The following is a 21,625-nucleotide window of genomic DNA, read 5'->3' on the forward strand; positions in this document are numbered from 1 at the left end:
GGGCAAGCCACGGTATAGTAACCCGTTCACGCCAAGGAGCCGCCCCATGCGCCAGAAACCCACCGTCCTCTCTCGCGAGATCGTCGCCAGCAGCCGCCTGTTCCGTGTCGAAGCCGTGCAATTGCGCTTTGCCAACGGCGCCGAGCGCACCTACGAACGCCTGGTCGGGCGCGGCAACGGTTATGGCGCGGTGATGATCGTGGCGATGCTCGATGCCGAGCATGCGGTGCTGGTTGAAGAATACTGCGGCGGCACCGACGAGTATGAACTGTCGCTGCCCAAGGGCCTGATCGAGCCGGGTGAAGACGTGCTGGCGGCGGCTGACCGGGAACTCAAGGAAGAAGCAGGTTTCGGCGCCCGTCAGCTGGAGCACCTGACCGAGCTGTCGCTGTCGCCAGGCTACATGAGCCAGAAGATCCAGGTGGTACTGGCCAGCGACCTCTACGAGGAGCGCCTGGAAGGCGACGAACCGGAGCCGATGCGCGTGGACAAGATCAACCTGCGCGAGCTTTCGGCCCTGGCCCAGCATCCACAGTTCTCCGAAGGCCGGGCCTTGGCGGCGTTGTATCTGGTGCGAGACCTGCTGAGCCAGCGTGGGGTGTTCCCGCTATGAACAACATTGCCCTGATGCAGCAGGTGGTGGAACTGGCTCGCCAGGCGGGCAAGGCCATCCTGCCGTTCTGGCGCGCCGATGTGGCGGTGGCGGCCAAGGCCGATGAATCGCCGGTCACTGCCGCCGACCTGGCGGCCCATGAGGTGATTGCCGAAGGCTTGCGCGCGCTGGCCCCGGAGATCCCGGTGCTATCGGAAGAAGACTGCGATATCCCCCTGAGCGAACGGCAAGGCTGGCAGCGCTGGTGGTTGGTCGATCCGCTGGATGGCACCAAGGAATTTATCGCCGGCACTGAAGAATTTACCGTCAACATCGCCCTGGTCGAGCAGGGTCAGGTGGTGTTTGGCGTGGTGGCGATTCCCACCAATGGCCGCTGCTATTTCGGCGGCAAAGGCCTTGGTGCATGGCTCGCCGAAGCGGGTGGGGTGGGCAAGGCCATCAGCGTGCGCACTGCGCCACCTGCAGGTGAGCGCTTTACCGTGGTCGCCAGCCGCCGACATTCCAGCCCGCAACAGGAAGCCTTGCTGGCCGGGCTGAGCCAGGCAGTGGGTGAGCTGGAACTGGCCAACATCGGCAGCTCGCTGAAGTTCTGCCTGCTGGCCGAGGGCGCGGCGGATTGTTACCCGCGCCTGGCACCCACTTCGCAGTGGGATACCGCTGCAGCCCAGGGCGTGCTGGAAGGCGCCGGCGGTGAAGTGCTCGGCCTTGATGGCCAGGCCTTTGTCTACCCGCCGCGCGAATCCTTGCTCAACCCGTTCTTCCTGGCCTTGCCGGCTGCCGCGCCATGGCGCGACAAGCTGTTGCAGCAAGCCTTAGCGGTGTAGCACGTACTGGCCGCTGAACTGCACGGCAGCCTCGCTGCTGCCGGCATTACTGACCTGGGTGTGCAGGTTCAGACGCGCTCGGCCACGGCGTTGATAGGTGGCAATGAAACGCTCCCAGACTTTCTCTTCCGGTGCCGCGCAGGTGGCGATGGCCGCGCCGGTGACCGGTAACGGATAGCTGATCTGGCCTTCCTGGATGACGATATGCCCGTCATCAATCCCCGCTTCACGCAACCTCAGGTGCAACCAGCCCCAACCGACCAGCACCGCAGCGCAGTACAGGCTGCCGCCGAACATGGTGCTCTTGTGGTTGACGTTGGCCTCCAGCGGTAATTGCAGGCGCAGGCAATGCTGCTGCCAGTCGAGTACCTGCAGGCCCATCTGCCGGGTCAGCGGGATGTCGCTGTGCAGTAACGATTCGAGGTAGTGGCTATCCGTGCTCATGAACGGTTGTCCTCCAGGTCATCGCTGTTGTGGTTGCTGTCGGCGAAGCTCAGGCCGTGTTTGCGCAGCTTGTCGTGCAGGGTTTTGCGCGGGATGCCGAGGGCTTCGGCCAGGCTGCGCAACGAGCTGTGCGAGCGCGCCAGTTCGGCGGCGATCAGCGAGCGTTCGAACTGCTCGACCTGTTCGCTGAGGTTACCGCTACCGATGCTTGCCACGGCCTCGTCGGCCGCGGGCGGTACATCACCGTCCAGGGCCAGTTCCAGGCCGAGGGCGAAGCGCTCGGCGGCGTTCTGCAGCTCGCGTACGTTGCCCGGCCATTCATGGCGTAGCAGCAGTGCCCGTTGCGCCGGTTGCAGCGGATGCATCGGCAGGCCATGGCGTTCGCTGGCGGCATCGGCGAAGTGCTGGAACAGTACGAGGATGTCTTCGCCGCGCTCGCGCAGCGGCGGGATGCGCAACGGCGCGACGTTCAGGCGGTAATACAGGTCGGCGCGAAAGCGCCCCTGGTCAGCGGCCTGGCGCAGGTCTTCCTTGGTCGCGGCGATGATGCGGATATCCAGCGGGATCAGCTGGTTGCCGCCCAGGCGCTCGACCACCCGCTCCTGCAGCAGGCGCAGCAGCTTGACCTGTACATCCAGGCTCATGCTTTCGATTTCATCGAGGAACAGTGTGCCGCCATTGGCGAATTCGAACTTGCCGATGCGGCGCTTCTGCGCACCGGTGAATGCGCCGGGTTCGTGGCCAAACAGCTCGCTTTCGACCACCGACTCGGCCAGGGCGCCGGCGTTGATCGCCACGAACGGGCCGTCACGACGGCTCGACAGGTCGTGCAGGGCGCGAGCCACCACCTCTTTGCCGGCACCGGTTTCGCCGAGGATCAGCACGTCAGCGCGGGTGCCGGCCAATGCGCCGATCTGCTCGCGCAGTCGCAGCATCGGTGCCGAGTGGCCGACCAGGCGCGTGCTCAGCTCCTGGCGATCGCTCAGGGCCAGGCGCAGGCTGCGGTTGTCCAGCACCAGGCGGCGCAGGGCCAGGGCACGGCGCACACTGTCGAGCAGGGCATCGCTGGCGAAGGGCTTTTCCAGAAAATCATAGGCCCCGGCGCGCATCGCCTGCACCGCCAGGGGCACGTCACCATGGCCGGTGATCAGCAGCACCGGCAGTTCCGGGTCCTGGGCGTGCAACTGCTGCAGCAGCTCAAGACCGTCGATCCCGGGCATGCGGATATCGCTGACCACCACCCCGGGCCAGTCTCGCTCGATGCGCCCGGCCAGGCCCTGGGCATCGCTCAGGGGCAGGATTTTCAGGCCGGCGAGGTCGAGGGTCTGGCTCAGCGCCTGGCGCAGGTGCGGGTCGTCGTCGACCAGGATTACCTGCGTGCGGCTGTCGATGAGCGGCTCGGTCGTCATGCCGATGGGTCCTCTGAAGTGGGTAATGTGGCGCCGGGCTTGGCGATGCGCAGCTGCAGGGTGAGCAGGGCGCCGCCTTCAGGGTGGTTGCCCAGCAGCAGCTCGCCGCCCAGTGCACGCATCAAGGTATCGCAGATCGCCAGGCCCAGGCCAAGGCCCTGGGTGCGCGTCTTGGTGGTGAAGAACGGCTCGCGGGCGCGGGCCAGGGCCTGGCTGGTAAAGCCCGGCCCGTTGTCGCGTATGTACAGGTAGACGTTGCCATCACGCTGTTCGGCACTGAGCCAGAGTTTGCGTGGGTTGGCTTTTTCGGTCAGGGCGTCGAGGGCGTTGGCCAGCAGGTTGCCGAGCACCTGGCGCAGGCGGGTTTCACCGGCCTGGACCCACAAAGTGGCTTCCGGCAGGTCGCGCACCAGCTCCACGGCCATCGCCCGCCGGCGCTTGGCCAGTAGCGCCAGGGCATCGTCCAGTGCCGGCTGCAGGGCAACGCTCTCCGGGGCATGGCGGTCGCGGCGGGCGAAGGCGCGCAGGTGGGCGATGATCGACGCCATGCGCCCGGTCAGCTCGCTGATCAGCTTGAGGTTGCTGCGGGCATCGTCGGTGCGTTGGTGATCGAGCAGGATCTCGGCGTTCTCGGCATAGCTGCGGATCGCCGCCAGCGGCTGGTTGAGCTCGTGGCTGATGCTTGCCGACATGGTGCCTAACACCGACAGCTTGCCAGCCTGCACCAGTTCGTCCTGGGCGCGCACCAGTTCCTGCTGGGCCTGTTCGCGTTCCAGTACTTCGTTCTTCAGGCGGCTGTTGAGGCCTTCAAGGTCGGCGGTGCGCTCTATCACGCGTTTTTCCAGCTCCTGGCGGCCGTGGGCTTCAAAGTCGATGCGGTCCATGTAGTGGCGGCGCCGCTGCATGATCAAGCCGAGCAGTAGCATCACTACCAGCAAGGTAGCGCCACCGATCGCCACCACAGTACGCACCGAGCGGTCGATCAGGGTACGCGGGGCCAGAATGCTGACCTGCCAGCCGGTCTCCTCGATGGTCTGGGTCTGGGTCAGCCAGGCTTTGGGCTCAAGGTTCAACGGCTTGGGCGACTGGGTCGGGTAGGGCTGGATGGCGACGATGGCTTCGCGTTCGGCGTCGCTCAGGGGCCGGGTGGCGCGGAAACGCCAGTCGGGGCGCGAAGTGAGGATCACCACGCCGTTGTGGTCAGTCAGCAACAGTTGCTCGGGGGTCTTGCCCCAGAGGGTTTCGGTATGGTCGAGGTCGACCTTGACCACCAGCGCGCCAATAACCCGGTCGCGGTCACGCACGGCAGCGGCAAAGAAGTAGCCACGCTTGGCCGAGGTGGTGCCCTGGCCGAAGAAGCGCCCCAGGCGCCCGGCGATGGCTTCACTGAAGTAGGGACGGAAGGCGAAGTTGCGGCCAACGAAACTGTCGTGTTTATCCCAGTTGGAGGCGGCCAGGGTGTTGCCGTTGGCGTCCATCAGGTACATGACTTCGGCGCCGGTCTGGGTGGCGATGTCCTTGAGCAAGCGGTTGGCGTTGGTCAGGGTTTCCAGGCGCAGCGGGTCGGCCAGCACGGCGCGCAAGGCTGGCAGGTCGCCGAGGATCTGCGGCAGGGTTTCGTAGCGGTGCAGGGTGCCGAGCAGGTTGGCCACATAGAGATCGAGGGTCTGGCGGTTCTGCCCGGCCAGCTCGTCCTGGTAGTAGCGCTCGGCGAGGTGTTGCAGTGGCCACAGCAATGGCGCCAGGCACACTGCAAGTATGGCCAGGCTGCGCCAGCGAGGGCGGCGGGGTACGGGTGGAGTTATGTTCATCGCAACTGCGCCAGAATGATCTGGCGCATTATGCGCTACTTCAGGCAGTCGATCAGCGCCTGCTGCCAATGCGGCTGGCTGACCTGCCACTGGCGTTGCAGGCGACTGCAATCGAGGCGCGAGTTCAGCGGGCGGCGGGCCGGGGTCGGGTAGTCGCTGGAGGAGATTGGCAACAGCTCGGCACAGGGCAGGCCCCGGGCCTTGAGTTGCTCGGCAATGGCCTGGGCAAAGCCGAACCAGGAGGTTTCACCCTGGGCGGTCAGGTGATAGGTGCCCCAGGCACCGGCCTGGCCAGCCTGCCAGCGTTCGATCAGGGCACGGGTGCTCTGGGCGATGGTACCGGCCCAGGTCGGCGCGCCGATCTGGTCGGCAACGATGCGCAACTCTGGCTTTTCCTGCAGCAGGCGCTGCATGGTCAGCAGAAAGTTGCGCCCGTGGCGCGAATACACCCAGCTGGTACGCAGGATCAGATGCTGGCCACCCACTGCAGTAATCGCCTGCTCGCCGGCCAGCTTGCTGCGCCCGTAGACGCCGAGCGGATTGGGCTCGTCGTCTTCGGTGTAGGGGCTGGACTTGCTGCCGTCGAACACGTAGTCGGTGGAGTAGTGGATCAGCGGGATCCCCAGCTTCGCGGCTTCCTCGGCAAAGACGCCGGGGGCCCGGGCATTGATCGCGAAGGCCAGCTCCGGCTCGCTTTCGGCCTGATCGACGGCGGTATGGGCCGCGGCGTTGATGATCAGGTCGGGCTTGAGCGACTGCACCCGCTCACGAATGCCTTCCGGCTTGGCGAGGTCGAGCTGGTCACGACCCAGCACATGCAGCTGGGCTAGATCGCCCAGGCGCTGTTGCAGCTCCAGGGAAACCTGGCCGTGCTGGCCGCTGATGAGGATGCGCGGGCGGTGCTGGATCACGGGAACAGATCCGCCTCATGCAGGAATTTGCCAACCTGGTCCTTGGCAGAAAGCGCGGGGGCGTTATCCAGCTGCCAGTCGATCGCCAGGTCCGGGTCGTTCCAGCGGATGCAGCGTTCGGCAGATGGAACGTAATAGTCGGTGGTCTTGTAGAGAAACTCGGCAAAATCGCTCAATACCACAAACCCATGGGCAAAGCCCTTGGGGATCCACAGTTGGCGATTGTTCTGAGCCGAAAGCCTGATACTTACCCAGCGACCGAAAGTCGGTGAGTGGCGGCGGATGTCCACTGCCACATCCAGCACTTCGCCGGCAGTTACCCGCACCAGCTTGTCCTGGGTGTGTTCAATCTGATAATGCAAACCGCGCAGTACACCTTTCTGCGAGCCGGAATGATTGTCCTGAACGAAATGGGCATTGATGCCCGTGGCTTCCTGAAACGAACGCTCGTTGAAACTCTCGAAGAAGAAGCCTCGTTCGTCACCGAACACTTTCGGTTCGATAACAAGAACATCAGGCAGCGTACTGGCGGTTACTTTCATTAATGTTTTCCTACGAGACCGAACAGGTACTGACCATAACCGGTCTTGCCGAACATCTTCCCTCGTTCAAGCAGGTGCGCTTGATCAATCCAGCCCTGCTGGTATGCGATTTCTTCAAGGCAAGCGACTTTCAGGCCCTGACGGTGCTCGATGGTCTGCACGTACTGCGATGCTTCCAGGAGGCTGTCGTGGGTGCCGGTGTCGAGCCAGGCGAAACCACGTCCGAGCAGTTGAACGTTGAGGTCGCCGCGGTTGAGATAGGCATTGTTGATGTCGGTGATTTCCAGCTCACCGCGTGGCGACGGCTTGACCGCCTTGGCGATCTTGACCACATCGTTGTCGTAGAAATACAGGCCCGTCACGGCGTAACTGGATTTGGGTTGCGTCGGCTTTTCCTCGATGGACAGGGCGCGGCCCTCGTCGTCGAACTCGACAACGCCGAAGCGCTCCGGATCCTTGACCCAGTAGCCGAACACGGTAGCGCCGCTACCCTGTTGGGTGGCCTTGCGCAGCTGGGGAGTGAAACCCTGGCCATGGAAAATGTTGTCGCCAAGGATAAGGCAAACAGAGTCGTTGCCAATAAATTCTTCACCAATCAGGAAGGCCTGTGCCAGGCCATCCGGAGAAGGCTGTTCGGCATAGCTGAGTTCGATACCGAACTGGCTGCCATCACCCAGCAGCTGCTGGTATTGCGGCAGATCCTGTGGTGTGGAGATCAGCAGGATTTCGCGAATACCGGCCAGCATCAGTACCGAGATCGGGTAGTAGATCATCGGTTTGTCGTAGATCGGCAACAGCTGTTTGGAAACACCCAGGGTGATAGGGTGCAGGCGGGTGCCGGAGCCACCTGCCAGGACGATACCTTTGGTCATGCAATCAGATCCTTGAATTCGCTGGCGCCCAGGCGCTGGCCTTGATAACTGCCGTCTTGTACCCGCTGGCACCATTGCAGGTTGTCCAGGTACCACTGAACGGTCTTGCGCAGGCCGGTCTCGAAGGTCTCTTCAGGAACCCAGCCCAGTTCACGCTCGATCTTGCTGGCATCGATCGCATAACGCTGGTCGTGCCCAGGGCGATCCTGCACGTAGGTGATCAGGTCGGCATAGTTGGCAATGCCGGCAGGACGTTGTGGCGCCAGCTCTTCGAGCAGTGCACAGATGCCGCGTACGACGTCGATGTTCTTCTGCTCGTTATGGCCGCCGATGTTGTAAGTCTCGCCGACCTTGCCTTCGGTTACGACTTTGAACAGGGCGCGGGCATGGTCTTCGACAAACAGCCAGTCACGCACTTGCAGCCCGTTGCCGTACACCGGCAGCGGCTTGCCTGCCAGGGCATTGAGGATCACCAGCGGAATGAGTTTTTCCGGGAAGTGGAACGGGCCGTAGTTGTTCGAGCAGTTGGTGATCAGTACCGGCAGGCCATAAGTACGCTGCCAGGCGCGGACCAGATGGTCGGACGCGGCCTTGCTCGCCGAGTACGGTGAGCTTGGGGCATACGGTGTAGTTTCGGTGAACAGGTCATCGACGCCATGCAGGTCGCCATACACTTCGTCGGTAGAAATGTGATGGAAACGAAACGCTGCACGCTCGTCGGCAGGCAGCGTCAGCCAGTAGGCGCGAGTAGCCTCCAGCAGGCTGTAGGTACCGACAATATTGGTGTGGATAAAATCGGAAGGGCCGTCGATCGAACGGTCGACATGCGACTCGGCTGCCAGGTGCATGATGGCATGCGGCTTGAAGCGCTCGAGTACAGCGCTGACAGTTGCCTGATCGGCAATGTCGGCCTGGACGAACTCGTAGCGGGTATTGGTCGCGATGCTGGTCAGCGATTCCAGGTTACCGGCATAGGTCAGCTTGTCCAGGTTGAGCACTTCGTGCTCGGTATTGTTGATCAGGTGACGCACCAGCGCCGAACCGATGAATCCGGCTCCGCCGGTGATGAGAATTCGCATGTCTGACTGCCTTTCTTCCATAACTGACATTGGGCATAAAGTGTATAGCTTGTGGCCGGGTGCAGGCAGGTGCAAGCGAAAAGCGCCGAAGCGCCCATTTATGCCTGGCTGGTTGGCCCTTCAAGCGGCTTATCGGCAATTTTACCCGTTGTTCTTGCTTATCGGCAGGCACAGTGGCGATATAAGCAACAAAAAAAATGAGGTTCCCTGCCCATGCCGCTTACCACCCTGATCCACCGTTCCAGTCAGCCATGCCCTGACGTTAGCCCGCAGCAAGCAGCGACCCTGTTGCAGGATCACTATGGGCTAAGCGGCTCACTGCAAGCGCTGGGTAGCCAGCAAGACCTGAATTTTCGCCTGGACGCCCCCAGCGGGCGCTATGTGCTGAAGGTCTGCCATGGCGACTATGCCATTGCGGAGCTCCAGGCCCAGCATGCTGCCCTGGGCTATTTGCATGACCAGGGAGTGCCGGTACCTGCGGTGTTGGCAGCACGTACCGGCGAGCAGTTGCTGGCGGTGAACGTGAACGGTCAGGGCTTGCGCGTGCGCTTGCTCGACTATATAGAAGGTCAGTCGCTGACCCGTATCAAGCACATGGAGCCGCGCCTGGTGGCTGAGCTGGGCCGTCTTTGTGCACGAGTCGACCTGGCCCTGGCCGACTTCACCCACCCGGGGCTCGAACGAACCTTGCAATGGGACCCACGGCACGCCCAGGCATTGATCGCTCACCTGTTGCCGGTGTTGGCCAAAAGCCCGCAGCAAGCGCGGGTAAGTGCCGCCGCAGAGCAGGCCAGGGAATGTCTGCAACCGTTGCTCGACAAGTTGCCGATGCAGGCGGTACATCTGGACATCACCGATGATAACGCCGTCTGGGCGCGCGATGAGCAGCGCCAGTGGCAGTTGCAAGGCGTCATCGATTTCGGCGACCTGATGTACACCTGGCGCGTCGCCGACCTGTCGGTGACCTGCGCGGCATTGCTGCATCACGCCGAAGGCGACCCGTTGCGGATACTGCCGGCAATCGAGGCCTACCATGCGCTCAACCCGCTGACCGAAGCCGAACTCAAAGCCTTGTGGCCATTGGTGGTGGCCCGCGCCGCGGTGCTGGTACTGAGCAGTGAACAGCAGTTGAGCGTCGACCCGGGTAACAGCTATAGCCGCGACAATCTGGCCCATGAGTGGGAGATCTTCGACGTCGCCACCAGCGTGCCTTTCGAACTGATGGAGGCGGCGGTCCTGCAGGTGGCCGGGCATGAGATGCCCGCGTTGGTGCTGGAAGGTTGCGTGCCGTTGTTGCCGCCAACGCTCGCACATCAGGTTGTAACGGTGGACCTGGGCGTGCTCAGCGAGCACTACCAGGCAGGGAACTGGGAGCAGCCCGGCATTGACCAGCAGTTGCTGGCCGAGCAGGCGACAGCGTCGGGCGCGGCCTGCTCCTTGTACGGGCAATACCGCCTGTCGCAGACGCACATCGACAACCCTGCAGAGCCTGCGACCTTTGCCTTGCAGGTTGAATTGCTGCTACCGCTCGGCACGACGTTGCAGGCGCCCTGGGCCGGTACCTGGCATCAGCATGGCGAAGACAGCGGCTGCCTTGAGGGCAAGGAATGCAGCCTGTGGCTGCACGGGTTGGGCGCCGCGCCAGAGGATGGTCAGAAGGTCACTCCAGGGCAGGCACTGGGTGCCAGTGCCGGACTTTTCAGTGCTCAACTATGCCGGATTGCCGGGCTCTACCCGCCAGCCTTTGTCGAGCCGTCACGGGCACAGGCCTGGCAGGCACTCTGCCCCTCGCCGCAGGCCATCCTCGGCATTGCCTGCGACGCCGAACCGCTGGTCGATGCCCAGGCCTTGCTGGCTCGGCGCGATGCCAGTTTCGCCCGCTCGCAGAAGCACTACTACCAGCAACCGCCGCATATCGAGCGCGGCTGGCGTAACTACCTGTTCGACATGCAGGGGCGGGCTTACCTGGACATGCTCAACAACGTTGCGGTACTCGGTCACGGGCATCCGCGCATGGTTGCCGAGTCGGCGCGGCAATGGTCATTGCTCAATACCAACTCGCGCTTCCACTATGCAGCCATCGCCGAATTCTCCGAGCGCTTGCTGGCCCTGGCTCCGAGCGGCATGGACCGGGTGTTTCTGGTCAACAGCGGCACCGAGGCCAACGACCTGGCGATCCGTCTGGCCTGGGCCTACAGCGGTGGGCGCGACCTGCTGAGTGTGCTCGAGGCCTATCACGGCTGGTCGGTAGCTACCGATGCGATTTCCACCTCCATCGCCGACAACCCCCAGGCCTTGAGCACAAGGCCGGACTGGGTACACCCGGTGATTGCACCGAACACCTATCGCGGCGCCTATCGTGGCGCCGAGAGCACCGCCGATTACCTGCGTGACGTCGATGCCAGGCTCGACGCACTGGCCGCCGAGCAACGGCAACTGGCCGGCTTCATCTGTGAGCCAGTTTACGGCAATGCCGGCGGCATCTCGCTGCCGCCGGGTTACCTGCAGCAAGCCTATGCCAAGGTCCGTGCAGCGGGCGGCGTGTGCATCGCCGATGAAGTGCAGGTTGGTTACGGCCGTCTTGGCACCTGGTTCTGGGGGTTCGAAGAGCAGGGCGTAGTGCCGGACATCATTACCATGGCCAAGGGCATGGGTAACGGCCAGCCATTGGGCGCGGTCATCACCCGCCGGGAGATTGCCGAGGCGCTGGAAGCCGAGGGCTATTTCTTTTCCTCTGCCGGTGGCAGCCCGGTCAGCTGCCGCATCGGCATGGCCGTGCTCGATGTCATGGAAGAAGAAGGGTTGTGGGACAACGCCCGTGAAGTCGGCGGCTACTTCAAGTCGCGGCTGCAGCAGTTAGTCGATAAACATCCGCTGGCAGGTGCCGTACACGGTTCCGGCTTCTACCTGGGGCTGGACCTGGTGCGGGATCGCCAGACCCTGGAACCGGCCAGTGCCGAGACCACGGTCCTGTGCAACCGCCTGCGCGACCTGGGTATCTTCATGCAGCCCACGGGCGATTACCTCAACATCCTCAAGATCAAGCCGCCGATGTGCACCACCCGGGCAAGCGTGGACTTCTTCGTCGACAGCATCGACCGGGTACTGTCAGAAGACCTGTAACGCTTGAGCCAAAGCCGGTTAATTCGATTGTTATCGGATTAACCGGCTTTTTACTGGCTAATATTTTTGCAATGTCACTTTTAAAGCCGATATTTATCGGATATAAATGCCTCCATCATCACCGTGATGGCCTGGCCTTGTCGGCCCAGCCACCTGCCGAGGAGGAATAAATGAGCCGCACTGTCACTGTTGCCGCCACCCAGATGGCCTGCACCTGGGACCGCCAGGGCAACCTGGAAACTGCCGAGCGGCTGGTCCGCGAAGCGGCCGCCAAGGGCGCGCAGATCATCCTGATCCAGGAGCTGTTCGAAACTCCGTACTTCTGCCAGAAGCCCAATCCGGATTACCTGCAGCTGGCCACCCCGGTTGAATCCAACGCCGCCATCGCCCATTTCCAGCAGCTCGCCAAAGAGCTGCAGGTGGTGCTGCCGATCAGCTTCTACGAACTGGCCGGGCGCGCGCGTTTCAACAGTATCGCCATCATCGATGCCGACGGCAGCAACCTGGGCGTGTACCGTAAAACCCACATCCCGGACGGTCCCGGCTATCACGAAAAGTACTACTTCAACCCGGGCGACACCGGCTTCAAGGTCTGGCAAACCCGTTACGCAAAAATCGGCGTAGGCATCTGCTGGGACCAGTGGTTCCCCGAGTGCGCGCGCAGCATGGCCCTGCTCGGTGCCGAGGTGCTGTTCTACCCGACGGCCATCGGCAGCGAGCCGCACGATAAAACCATTTCCTCGCGCGACCACTGGCAGCGTGTGCAGCAAGGTCATGCCGGCGCCAACCTGATGCCGCTGATCGCCAGCAACCGCATCGGTCGCGAAGAGCAGGACGGCTACGACATCACCTTCTACGGCTCCTCTTTCATTGCCAACCAGTTCGGCGAGAAGGTCCAGGCGCTGAACGAGACCGAGGAGGGTGTGCTGGTGCATACTTTCGACCTCGACAAACTTGAGCACACCCGCAGTGCCTGGGGCACTTTCCGAGACCGTCGTCCGAATCTGTACGGCCCGGTGAAGACCCTCGACGGCGCGCTGCAATCCTGATAGTTCAGCAAGGATCATCTATGAAAACGCTTACCAGTACCCCGCGCGCCGACGGCTTCCACATGCCTGCCGAATGGGCGCCACAAACCCAGGTCTGGATGGTCTGGCCCGAGCGCCCGGACAACTGGCGCCTGGGTGGCAAACCGGTGCAGGCTGCCCACGTGACCCTGGCCAAGGCTATCGCCCGTTTCGAGCCGGTGACCGTTGCCGTCTCCGCCGCTCAATACGATAACGCCCGCGCCCGTCTGGACTTGCCGAACATTCGTGTGGTGGAAATCAGCAACGACGACGCCTGGGTTCGTGATACCGGCCCGACCTTCGTCATCAACGACAGCGGTGAAGTGCGTGGTGTCGACTGGGGCTTCAATGCCTGGGGCGGCTTCGAGGGTGGTCTGTACTCGCCATGGAACCGCGACGAGCAAGTGGCCAGCAAGGTGCTGGAGATGGAACGCTGCCAGCGCTACCACACCGAAGGCTTCGTGCTGGAAGGCGGCTCGATCCATGTCGATGGTGAAGGCACCCTGATCACCACCGAGGAATGCCTGCTCAACCACAACCGCAACCCGCACCTGAACCGTGAGCAGATCGAAGCCATTCTGGGCGATCACCTGGCAGTTGACAGCATCATCTGGCTGCCGGATGGCCTGTACAACGACGAGACCGACGGCCACGTCGACAACTTCTGCTGTTACGTTCGCCCGGGTGAAGTGTTACTGGCCTGGACCGATGATCCGCAAGACCCCAATTACGCACGCTGCCATGCCGCACTTGAGGTGCTGGAGAACAGCCGTGACGCCAAAGGCCGCGCCTTTACCGTGCACAAGATGCCGATTCCGGGGCCGTTGTTCGCCACTGAAGAAGAGTGCGCCGGGGTCGATCCGGTGGCCGGCAGCCAGGAGCGCAACCCGTCGGTGCGCCTGGCCGGCTCCTACGTCAACTTCCTGATCGTCAATGGCGGCATCATCGCGCCAAGCTTCGACGACCCGGCAGATGCTGAAGCTAGAGCGATTCTGGCGCGAGTGTTCCCTGAACACGAAGTGGTCATGATCCCCGGGCGTGAGATGCTTCTGGGGGGCGGCAACATTCATTGTCTGACCCAGCAGCAACCGGCACCAGCCAAAGGCTGAAGCGCTGGAGGAAAAGAGCCCGTCGATTGACGGGCTTTTTTTTGCGTGGACGACGATCGGCATAGCCTTCTGGCACACCTCTTGTATTTGTTTTGCATTGTATTTCAAACAGATAGGGCTGCTTAGTTCTGTCACAAAGTTTGAGTAGGTTAGCCGCTCACGGCCCCGGGAGTACGTGTCGAAATGAATGCAGCAAGTGAGCCGGCTTCGCCCCCATCAGCGGTGAATCACGAGTCCCTCCAACGCGTGGCGCAGTGGTTGAAACACAATGGAGCAAACCGGGTCAGGAAGGCCGACCAGCGACGCACGTTGCTGGCGCGTTATCCGGCAGGCCTGCTTAGCGAAGCAGAGCTGGAAGCGCTGCTGGGTGATGGCAGCCGCTAGGAGGTTCGGCAGCAGGAATGAAAAGGGCGACATTGTCTGAACAATGCCGCCCTTTTTAGTCGCTTGGCGTTTAGAAACTATAGGTGCCGGTAACGATCAGGCTGCGGGGATCACCGAACTGGATCTGCGCGGCGCTGGTGGCCGAGCTGTAGTAGGTCTTGTCGGTGATGTTGTTGAGCGCCGCACGCAAGTCCCAGTCCTTGGTGCGGAAGCCGGCCAAGGCATCCCAGCGGCCATAACCTGGTAATACCGCCGTGTTCTGGTTGTCGGCATAACGCTCGCCGACCAGGGTCAGGCCGGTTTCGCCGTACCAGCCCATTTCCGGCTTCCAGGTCACGAACAGGCTGCCATTGCGCTTGGCGACGTTGCTCACGCGGTTGCCTTCCTGGCCGTTGTTGTCCTTGACGATGGTTGCATCCTGGATACCAATGCCGCCGCGTACGTACCAGTTGCCCACGATGTTGCCAGTGGTGGTCAGCTCGACGCCGCGAGAACGCTGCAGGCCCGAGAGCAGGGTGATGCCCGGGTTGTTCGGGTCGCTGGTGCGGCGGTTGTAGAGTTCAAGTTCGTAGACCGCCAGGGTGGTACTCAGGCGCTCATCTAGCCAGTCGCTCTTGACCCCGATTTCCTTCTGCCGGGTCTGTTCCGGACTGGTTTCGTTAGTGTTGCCGGCAGCACCCGGGGTGATGCCGATCAAGCCACCGCCGACTGGCGAGAACGTCTTGCTCCAGGACGCATAGAAGGAGTGCTCCTTCCAGGGCGAATAGACCACGCCCAGGCGCGGGCTGGTGCTGTTGCTGTCCTGCTTTTCGGAGATGCCGCGGATCTTGTTGGTGGTTTCCACTTCGAACTGGTCGAAACGGACCCCGGCCAGCACTTGCCACTGATCATTCAGGCGCAGTTGGTCCTGGAGGTACAGGCCGCGGCTGTCGACCACGGTGTGGTTATTGCTGGAGACCACCATGGTGCCGTTGTGTTGCAGGTTACGGTTGGGATTGTTCAGGTCCAGGCTCGGTACCGGGCGAGAGCCTGTGCCCGAGGTCGCTGCGGTGTAGAGGAGCGGGTCGCGGCGCTGGTTGCCGAACTCAAGGCCGGTGAGCAGGGTGTGCTGCAGGCCGAAAGTGTCGAAGTTGCCTTCCAGTTCAAGGTTGTTGAACAGGTTGCGGGTGTTCAGGTCCTGCTGCCAGCGCTGGCGGGTGACCTGTTGGGTGGTGGTGTTGTAGCTGGTCTGGTAGGTGTTGTCGAAATCGCTGTTGAGCTTGAACAGGCCCAGGGTATGGCGTACCTGCCAGTTGTCACTGAGCTGGTAGTTCAGGCGCGAGCGCAGGGACTGGGCCTTGTCGTCGATGAAGTCGCGCTGGGTATCACCGTAGGTGGTGTCGCGGCCGACATCGGCCGGGCGGCCATTGACGCTGGGGATACCGCGATCCGGGGTGCGGTTGTAACGGCTGTATTCGTACTGCACCAGCCAGTTCAACTCCGGGGTCAGCTGCCAGCTCATGGACGGCGCGAACAGCTGGCGGCTGCCATCGATGCCGTCGCGGAAGCTGTTGTTGTCCTGATTGCCCATGTTCAGGCGCAGGCTGATGTTGTCGGTTGGATCGGCGCTGAGATCGGCATACAGGCTGCGCAGGTCTTCGCTGCCACCCTGGGCCTCGATGCTGGAACGCCGGCCGGCTTCCGGCATCTTGCTCACCCGGTTGACGATCCCGCCCTGGCTGCCGCGGCCATAGAGCACCGCGGCTGGCCCCTTGAGCACTTCAACCCGCTCGATGCTGTGCAGGTCGCGCACGTACTGGCTGTCGTCACGGATCCCGTCGAGGTAGAAGTCGTTGCTGGCATCAAAGCCGCGGATACGCACGCTGTCAAAGCGCGTGTCGGCGCCGCTGCTGACGTTGGGGATGCCACTGAGTGCCTTGCCCAGGTCATTGCTGCCGTAGTCCAGGACGTTGCTGGTCTTCACCGAGTCGATGGCCTGGGGCACATAGCGGGCAGGCGTAGTGGTGCGGGTTGCAGTGTTGACCTCAGGTACCCGCGGATCATCGCGTTCGCGATCTGTTTCGGCGGTGACCGAGACCTCGGGCAGTGTGGTGGTGGCAGCAGCGACCAGGCCAGAGCTGAACAACAGCGACAGGCCCAGGGTCAGCGGAGAAAGGCGGCAGGGGGCAAGCATGGCGGATATCCGGACATTCATTGGCAGAGGAAAATTTTGCGCGAATGATAATGCTTGCCATTTACTAACGTTAATTGTTTCTTTGTTTGTCGACGTGCTGTTTGTTTCAAGATATTTCTGTCTATAAGCCTTTAGTCTGGCAGGGTTATTTGTGCTGTTTTTTGCAATAAACCTGTCGTCACGACGACGTTTTTCGCAATCTTCGCGGGCATTAACCTGACGGCATCATTTTTTGCTGTCGCGGAGACCGCTATGCCGGTGCAAACCACCCTTCACTATGTTTTCGACCCCCTGTGCGGCTGGTGCTATGGCGCCGAGCCGCTGATCAGCGCCGCCAGCGGTTTGTTGCCGGTGGTGATACACGGGGGCGGGATGATGGCCGGTGCCAATCGCCAGAAGGTGTCGGCGCAGCTGCGCGACTTTGTCATGCCCCATGACCGGCGCATCGCTGAATACACGGGGCAGCCTTTTGGCCGGAACTATTTCGAAGGGTTGTTGCGTGACCACGATGCAGTGTTCGATTCGCAGCCGCCAATCGCGGCGATCCTTGCCGCAGAGCAACTGGCGGGCCGTGGCCTTGAATTGCTGGCGCGCTTGCAGCGTGCGCACTACGTAGAAGGTCGACGTATTGCCGATGATGCGGTGCTCAAGGCAATCGCCACAGAGATGGGGCTACCTGCCCAAGCTTTTGCCAGCGCATTGCTGGAAATGGACACACAAAGCCATATGCGCACCAGCCGCGCATTCATGGCCAGCGTCGGTGGGCAGGGATATCCAACCCTGGTGCTGGAGCGCGAAGGGCGGCTGCAGGTTATCGACATCGGCCCCTTCCTCGGTAAGCCTGACGCCTTTGTGCAATGGCTGGACCGGGAGTTCTACCTGAGCGCTGAGGCAAAGGTCTCTAACCTGCCGTTTTGCACCCCTGATGGCTGCGGTTCGTAACCGGAAACAGTTACTTTTCACGAATTTTTGACATGCTGATCCGCACACGGATAGGATTCGGTCAACGCCTGTAGGCCCATCGGCCAAGAGTCCAGAAAAAAAGGCCCGCTGCGAACACTCGCAGGCGGGCTTTCTATTTTCAGACCCGTGAGCGTCAACCCACGCAGGGGGCGTGGTTTTTGGCGTTTGGTCGCAGAGCGTCTTTGACTAAGTAATAAGGAAAATAAAATGTTGAAAACCAGGATCAGTCTGATCGCGCTGGGGCTTATGGCAGCGACTCAGGCTATGGCCAATGACCAGGCCGAAGCCAAGGGCTTCGTAGAAGACAGCAAAGCCAGCGTTCTGCTGCGCAACGCCTTCATCAACCGTGACAAGAAGCACCACACCAAAGACCAAAGCGAGTGGGGCCAGGCCTTCATCGGCAAGTTCTCCTCCGGCTACACCCAGGGCACCGTTGGTGTCGGTGTCGACGCTTTCGGTCTGTACGCTGTGCGTCTGGACGGTGGTAAAGGCCGCAACGGCGGTGGCGGTATCGACTTCTTCAAGCCGGCGGACGGCGACTCGCCAACCAACCAGCAGAACTCCCCGCACAATCTGGCCCGTGGTGGCGCAGCAGTTAAATTCCGCATCTCCAACACTGTACTGAAGTACGGTGACCAGATGCCGGAACTGCCAGTGCTGCAGTACGACGACGGTCGCCTGCTGCCAGAAAGCTACACCGGTACCCTGATCACCTCCAAGGAGATCAAGGGCCTGGAACTGAACGCCGGTCGTTTCACCCAGGAAGCCCGCAAGAGTGCTGAAGGCCGTGACAGCGGTGGCCTGAAGTCGATCAACGTATTCGGCGGCAGCTACAAGTTCACCGAAAACCTGTCGGCTTCCCTGTACACCTCCGATGTTGAAGATGTACTGAAGAAGCACTACCTGGGCGTGAACTACGTTCACCCTATCGCCGACGACCAGTCGCTGACCCTGGACTTCAACGGCTACAAGTCGGACATCGACAAGAAGTACGTCGCTGCCGCCGACCTGACCGGTGACTCCAACACCATCTGGAGCCTGGCGGCCACCTACGCCTTCGGCCCGCACTCGATCACCATTGCGCACCAGCGCAGCACTGGCGACACCGGTTATCAGTACGGCTTCTACCAGAACGCCGGTGGCGTGGGTGACGGTGGTTCGACCATCTACCTGGCCAACTCCTACTGGTCCGACTTCAACGCTGAAGACGAGCGTTCCTGGCAGCTGGGCTACGGCCTGGACTTCGGCGCCTTCGGCGTACCGGGCCTGACCTACAAAGTGGCCTACGTGCGTGGTGACAACATCAACACCCACGGCTTCGGCGAAGGTAAAGAGCGCGAAATCTTCAACCAGTTCAAGTACGTGGTTCAGGAAGGCCCTGCCAAGGACCTGTCCGTCAAACTGCGTAGCTCGTTCCTGCGTACTTCTGACAGCGTTCGTCAGAACGGCTACAACGACGACGGTAACGAAGTCCGCGTATTCGTCGAGTACCCGATCAGCATTCTCTAATAGCTGTTTGGCGACTCCAGCAACCCCGGCCTAGGCCGGGGTTGTTTCTTTTCGGCGTACAGCAGGCTTGATCGCCAGCACCTCGCTGTTCTGCGGCTCGAAGCTGTCGCTACGGGCCATGCGCCACATCCGTGCATAGAACTCACTGTCGATCGAGCCGCTGAGCAATTCACCGGGCTTGAGGAACACGTGCAGCTGCGAAAACAGGCGGATCTCGCTGGCGCTGATGCGTCGCACCAGGTGCTTTGGTTTGAGCTCATTGGGGTGCTCAAGGCCAGCAGCGGCAAGCATTTCGGCCAGAGCATGCAGGGTGTTGCGATGGAAGCTGAAAACTCTGTCAGCTTTATCCGGCACAACCAGGGCCCGTTGGCGCAGCGGATCCTGAGTGGCTACACCGGTCGGGCATTTGTTGGTGTGGCAGCTCTGCGACTGGATGCAGCCGATGGCGAACATGAAGCCACGGGCCGAGTTGACCCAGTCGGCGCCGATGGCCAACACGCTGGCGATGTCGAAAGCACTGACAATCTTGCCGCCCGCGCCGATACGAATCTTGTCGCGCAAGTTCAGGCCCACCAGGGTGTTGTGCACGAACATCAGGCCTTCGCGCATCGGCACGCCGATGTTGTCGCTGAACTCCCGTGGCGCGGCGCCGGTACCGCCTTCCTTGCCATCAACCACGATGAAGTCCGGGATGATACCGGTGGCCAACATGGCCTTGGCGATGCCCATGAACTCCCATGGGTGGCCAAGGCAGAACTTGAAACCCACGGGCTTGCCACCGGACAGCTCGCGCAACTGGCCAATGAACTGCAACAGTTGCACCGGGCTGCGAAAGGCACTGTGCGCCGCCGGTGAAATACAGTCTTCGCCCATCAGCACACCACGGGTTGCGGCGATTTCGGCGCTGACCTTGTGTCCTGGCAATATTCCGCCATGACCGGGTTTGGCGCCTTGGCTGAGCTTGATCTCGATCATCTTCACCTGCGGGTCGCGGGCCTGTTTGGCGAAACGTTCAGGATCGAAGCGGCCCTCTGGCGTGCGGCAGCCAAAATAGCCGCTGCCGATTTCCCAGATCAGGTCGCCACCATGCTCACGGTGGTAAGGGCTGATGCTGCCTTCACCGGTGTCATGGGCGAAGTGGCCAAGTTTCGCGCCCTTGTTCAGCGCAGCAATGGCATTTGCACTGAGCGCACCGAAGCTCATCGCCGAGATATTGAAGATCGATGCCGAGTAAGGTTGGCGGCACTGCGGGCCGCCGATGTTGATGCGAAACGAGGCAGGGTCGGGTGTTTCTACCGGCAGCATGGAGTGGCTGATGAACTCGAAGCCTGGCCGGTAGACATCGTTGAGGGTGCCAAAGGCCTTCTCGGCGCTTTCATTCTTGGCCCGCGCGTACACCAGCGAGCGTTGGGCCCGGGAAAACGGCAGCTTGTCGTCATCGCCCTCGAGCAGGTACTGACGAATCTCCGGGCGGATGGTTTCGATCAGGTAACGGATGTTGCCGAGGATCGGGTAGTTGCGCCGTACTGCGTGGTGGCTTTGGCGCAGGTCATTGAGGCCGACCAGGCTGAGCAGCGCGCTGATCAGGGTCAAAGGCCATAACCAGGAATGGGCAGAAAGAAACGGCAGGCTGGCAAGGGTGAAAACAAGGCAGCCGAACAGGCAGGCGTAGCGGCTGGGTAGCGAAGCTTTCATGGATCTTCCGCTGATATGAGAGATCCTTCCTAGGATAGGCAAAGCGCCCCGGTAGAAAACCAGTGGTTTCGGTAAAACACTTTTATCCCCGCCGTGCTTGTCAGGCGGCCACGCTCATGCGCCGGATTCGGTTGCCTGGGCGAGTATTTGCAGAAAAGCGTCGGCTGCCCGTGAGCGTCGATGGCGATGGCTGACAGCGAGTAAACCGATGGTGGCCGCAGCTTCGCTCAGGGGGCGGTAGCACACGCCGCGCTGGTTCAAGGCACGGGCGCAGGCGGGGACCAGAGCGATGCCTTGACCGGCGGCCACCAGGGCAATGATCGACGTGATCTGGCGTCCCCTCGGCCCGCGCAGCAAGGGCAGCTCGCAATGGTGGAACAAGCGCTCGATGGCATCGTTGAGGCCGGTGCCCTGCTCGTCGCTGTACAGCACCACAGGATGCGCTTGCAGCTCGACCAGGCTGATGGTTTCGAGGGTCGCTAGCGGGTCGTCCTCGGCCAGCGCCACAAACAGTGGCTCCTGATCCAGCGGCTGGACCTGCAGCTCACTGAACTCCTGCGGTGGCAACAGACGACTAAGACCGATTTCCAGGGTGCCTTCGACGATGTTCCGCCATTGCGCACTGGAGGCTTCTTCGACCAGGGTCAGGCGAACCTGCGGATAGGCGCGGGAAAACTGCTGGATAGCCTGGGTGAAACGGTCGCTCAAGGCTACCGAGCTGGCATAACCGATGCTCAGGTGCCCGGCAGTCCCGGCAGCCAGCTTGGCGGCAAAGCTCTCGCTAAGAGTCAGTTGCTCCAGCACTCCGCGGGCGTAGGGCAGAAACTGCTGGCCTTCGCCGGTGAGGCTGACACTACGGCTGCTGCGCTCGAACAGACGAAACCCCAGCTGGCTTTCCAGCGCCGAGATCTGCCGGGTCAGTGCCGGCTGGGCCAGGTGCAGACGCTGCGCGGCGCGGCCGAAATGCAGGTCGTCGGCGACGGCAATGAAATAGCGCAGCTTTCGCACATCGAGCATGTTGCACCTTGAGGTATCAATCGGTCCGAAATCGGTATTGGCCAGCGCCAATGACCGCACCTTATAAACACTGCTCGTCA

18 protein-coding genes are annotated in these 21,625 nt (G+C 61.8%); 8 read left to right on the forward strand and 10 right to left on the reverse strand.

What is annotated here, in order from left to right:
• Window positions 1–46 precede the first annotated feature (46 nt).
• The gene (nudE, locus tag CCOS864_RS02075; RefSeq protein ID WP_115084853.1) at window positions 47–613 is read left to right on the forward strand and encodes an ADP compounds hydrolase NudE; all 567 of its coding nucleotides are present in this window, start codon (window positions 47–49) and stop codon (window positions 611–613) included.
• On the forward strand, window positions 610–1,437 hold the full coding sequence (gene cysQ / locus CCOS864_RS02080; RefSeq protein WP_115084854.1) for a 3'(2'),5'-bisphosphate nucleotidase CysQ: 828 nt from the start codon (window positions 610–612) through the stop codon (window positions 1,435–1,437). Before nudE ends, cysQ begins: the two co-directional genes overlap by 4 nt.
• On the opposite strand, the gene CCOS864_RS02085 is transcribed toward cysQ, so the two are convergent.
• Genes CCOS864_RS02085 through rfbB form a run of 7 tightly spaced genes read right to left on the reverse strand, consistent with a single transcriptional unit; the run spans window position 1,426 to window position 8,505 of the window.
• A complete protein-coding gene (locus CCOS864_RS02085) occupies window positions 1,426–1,881 on the reverse strand; it encodes a YiiD C-terminal domain-containing protein (protein ID WP_115084855.1) in 456 nt (151 codons plus the stop codon). The two genes, cysQ and CCOS864_RS02085, sit on opposite strands and share 12 nt — an antisense overlap.
• Window positions 1,878–3,290, reverse strand: a complete 1,413-nt coding sequence (locus CCOS864_RS02090; protein ID WP_115084856.1) for a sigma-54-dependent transcriptional regulator — start codon at window positions 3,288–3,290, stop codon at window positions 1,878–1,880. Before CCOS864_RS02090 ends, CCOS864_RS02085 begins: the two co-directional genes overlap by 4 nt.
• Window positions 3,287–5,101 (reverse strand): sensor histidine kinase, encoded by a 1,815-nt coding sequence (locus CCOS864_RS02095; RefSeq protein WP_115084857.1) that lies wholly within the window; start codon window positions 5,099–5,101, stop codon window positions 3,287–3,289. The genes CCOS864_RS02090 and CCOS864_RS02095 overlap by 4 nt, the downstream gene beginning before the upstream one ends.
• 35 nt (window positions 5,102–5,136) lie before the next feature.
• On the reverse strand, window positions 5,137–6,012 hold the full coding sequence (gene rfbD / locus CCOS864_RS02100) for a dTDP-4-dehydrorhamnose reductase (protein WP_415842465.1): 876 nt from the start codon (window positions 6,010–6,012) through the stop codon (window positions 5,137–5,139).
• Complete coding sequence (rfbC, locus tag CCOS864_RS02105) at window positions 6,009–6,554, reverse strand: dTDP-4-dehydrorhamnose 3,5-epimerase (protein WP_115084858.1); 546 nt, start codon at window positions 6,552–6,554, stop codon at window positions 6,009–6,011. Before rfbC ends, rfbD begins: the two co-directional genes overlap by 4 nt.
• Window positions 6,554–7,426, reverse strand: a complete 873-nt coding sequence (gene rfbA / locus CCOS864_RS02110; RefSeq protein WP_115084859.1) for a glucose-1-phosphate thymidylyltransferase RfbA — start codon at window positions 7,424–7,426, stop codon at window positions 6,554–6,556. The genes rfbC and rfbA overlap by 1 nt, the downstream gene beginning before the upstream one ends.
• The gene (gene rfbB, locus CCOS864_RS02115) at window positions 7,423–8,505 is read right to left on the reverse strand and encodes a dTDP-glucose 4,6-dehydratase (RefSeq protein WP_115084860.1); all 1,083 of its coding nucleotides are present in this window, start codon (window positions 8,503–8,505) and stop codon (window positions 7,423–7,425) included. Before rfbB ends, rfbA begins: the two co-directional genes overlap by 4 nt.
• Window positions 8,506–8,718: 213 nt before the next feature.
• On the opposite strand from rfbB, the gene CCOS864_RS02120 reads away from it, so the two are divergent.
• The 4 genes from CCOS864_RS02120 to CCOS864_RS28355 all read left to right on the forward strand — a co-directional run bounded on the left by CCOS864_RS02120 (window position 8,719) and on the right by CCOS864_RS28355 (window position 14,188).
• Complete coding sequence (locus tag CCOS864_RS02120; protein ID WP_115084861.1) at window positions 8,719–11,628, forward strand: aminotransferase; 2,910 nt, start codon at window positions 8,719–8,721, stop codon at window positions 11,626–11,628.
• Between the two features lie 170 nt (window positions 11,629–11,798).
• Window positions 11,799–12,677, forward strand: a complete 879-nt coding sequence (gene aguB / locus CCOS864_RS02125) for an N-carbamoylputrescine amidase (protein ID WP_115084862.1) — start codon at window positions 11,799–11,801, stop codon at window positions 12,675–12,677.
• 20 nt (window positions 12,678–12,697) lie between these two features.
• A complete protein-coding gene (gene aguA, locus CCOS864_RS02130; RefSeq protein ID WP_115084863.1) occupies window positions 12,698–13,804 on the forward strand; it encodes an agmatine deiminase in 1,107 nt (368 codons plus the stop codon).
• 183 nt (window positions 13,805–13,987) lie between these two features.
• Window positions 13,988–14,188, forward strand: coding sequence for a hypothetical protein (locus CCOS864_RS28355; RefSeq protein ID WP_115084864.1), 201 nt, complete (start codon window positions 13,988–13,990; stop codon window positions 14,186–14,188).
• A gap of 70 nt (window positions 14,189–14,258) precedes the next feature.
• Here CCOS864_RS28355 and CCOS864_RS02140 read toward each other — a convergent pair whose 3' ends face one another.
• Window positions 14,259–16,361, reverse strand: coding sequence for a TonB-dependent receptor (locus tag CCOS864_RS02140; protein ID WP_115084865.1), 2,103 nt, complete (start codon window positions 16,359–16,361; stop codon window positions 14,259–14,261).
• A 252-nt stretch (window positions 16,362–16,613) separates the two neighbouring features.
• Between CCOS864_RS02140 and CCOS864_RS02145 the strand changes: the two genes are divergently transcribed.
• Together CCOS864_RS02145 and CCOS864_RS02150 are read left to right on the forward strand one after the other, a co-directional pair.
• The gene (locus tag CCOS864_RS02145) at window positions 16,614–17,303 is read left to right on the forward strand and encodes a DsbA family protein (protein WP_115084866.1); all 690 of its coding nucleotides are present in this window, start codon (window positions 16,614–16,616) and stop codon (window positions 17,301–17,303) included.
• Between the two features lie 228 nt (window positions 17,304–17,531).
• Entirely contained in the window at window positions 17,532–18,833 is a 1,302-nt protein-coding gene (locus tag CCOS864_RS02150) for an OprD family porin (protein ID WP_010221262.1), read from the forward strand.
• A gap of 30 nt (window positions 18,834–18,863) precedes the next feature.
• Here the strand turns inward: CCOS864_RS02150 and CCOS864_RS02155 are convergent, their stop codons facing one another.
• Both CCOS864_RS02155 and CCOS864_RS02160 read right to left on the reverse strand, forming a co-directional pair.
• Window positions 18,864–20,528 carry an FMN-binding glutamate synthase family protein gene (locus tag CCOS864_RS02155; RefSeq protein ID WP_115084867.1) on the reverse strand — a complete coding sequence of 555 codons (1,665 nt, stop codon included), beginning with the start codon at window positions 20,526–20,528 and terminating at the stop codon, window positions 18,864–18,866.
• Between the two features lie 114 nt (window positions 20,529–20,642).
• Complete coding sequence (locus tag CCOS864_RS02160) at window positions 20,643–21,545, reverse strand: LysR family transcriptional regulator (protein WP_115084868.1); 903 nt, start codon at window positions 21,543–21,545, stop codon at window positions 20,643–20,645.
• Window positions 21,546–21,625: the final 80 nt, after the last annotated feature.

It is taken from the genome of Pseudomonas wadenswilerensis, from assembly GCF_900497695.1.
Classification (GTDB): Bacteria; Pseudomonadota; Gammaproteobacteria; order Pseudomonadales; family Pseudomonadaceae; genus Aquipseudomonas; species Aquipseudomonas wadenswilerensis.

Coding starts and splice junctions, on each gene's coding strand:
- aguA (WP_115084863.1), top strand. CDS start 12,698: ATGAAAACGCTTACCAGTACCCCGCGCGCCGACGGCTTCCACATGCCT.
- CCOS864_RS02155 (WP_115084867.1), bottom strand. CDS start 20,528: ATGAAAGCTTCGCTACCCAGCCGCTACGCCTGCCTGTTCGGCTGCCTT.
- CCOS864_RS02150 (WP_010221262.1), top strand. CDS start 17,532: ATGTTGAAAACCAGGATCAGTCTGATCGCGCTGGGGCTTATGGCAGCG.
- CCOS864_RS02085 (WP_115084855.1), bottom strand. CDS start 1,881: ATGAGCACGGATAGCCACTACCTCGAATCGTTACTGCACAGCGACATC.
- rfbA (WP_115084859.1), bottom strand. CDS start 7,426: ATGACCAAAGGTATCGTCCTGGCAGGTGGCTCCGGCACCCGCCTGCAC.
- nudE (WP_115084853.1), top strand. CDS start 47: ATGCGCCAGAAACCCACCGTCCTCTCTCGCGAGATCGTCGCCAGCAGC.
- CCOS864_RS02095 (WP_115084857.1), bottom strand. CDS start 5,101: ATGAACATAACTCCACCCGTACCCCGCCGCCCTCGCTGGCGCAGCCTG.
- CCOS864_RS02145 (WP_115084866.1), top strand. CDS start 16,614: ATGCCGGTGCAAACCACCCTTCACTATGTTTTCGACCCCCTGTGCGGC.
- CCOS864_RS02140 (WP_115084865.1), bottom strand. CDS start 16,361: ATGCTTGCCCCCTGCCGCCTTTCTCCGCTGACCCTGGGCCTGTCGCTG.
- cysQ (WP_115084854.1), top strand. CDS start 610: ATGAACAACATTGCCCTGATGCAGCAGGTGGTGGAACTGGCTCGCCAG.
- rfbC (WP_115084858.1), bottom strand. CDS start 6,554: ATGAAAGTAACCGCCAGTACGCTGCCTGATGTTCTTGTTATCGAACCG.
- aguB (WP_115084862.1), top strand. CDS start 11,799: ATGAGCCGCACTGTCACTGTTGCCGCCACCCAGATGGCCTGCACCTGG.
- rfbB (WP_115084860.1), bottom strand. CDS start 8,505: ATGCGAATTCTCATCACCGGCGGAGCCGGATTCATCGGTTCGGCGCTG.
- CCOS864_RS02090 (WP_115084856.1), bottom strand. CDS start 3,290: ATGACGACCGAGCCGCTCATCGACAGCCGCACGCAGGTAATCCTGGTC.
- CCOS864_RS02160 (WP_115084868.1), bottom strand. CDS start 21,545: ATGCTCGATGTGCGAAAGCTGCGCTATTTCATTGCCGTCGCCGACGAC.
- CCOS864_RS28355 (WP_115084864.1), top strand. CDS start 13,988: ATGAATGCAGCAAGTGAGCCGGCTTCGCCCCCATCAGCGGTGAATCAC.
- CCOS864_RS02120 (WP_115084861.1), top strand. CDS start 8,719: ATGCCGCTTACCACCCTGATCCACCGTTCCAGTCAGCCATGCCCTGAC.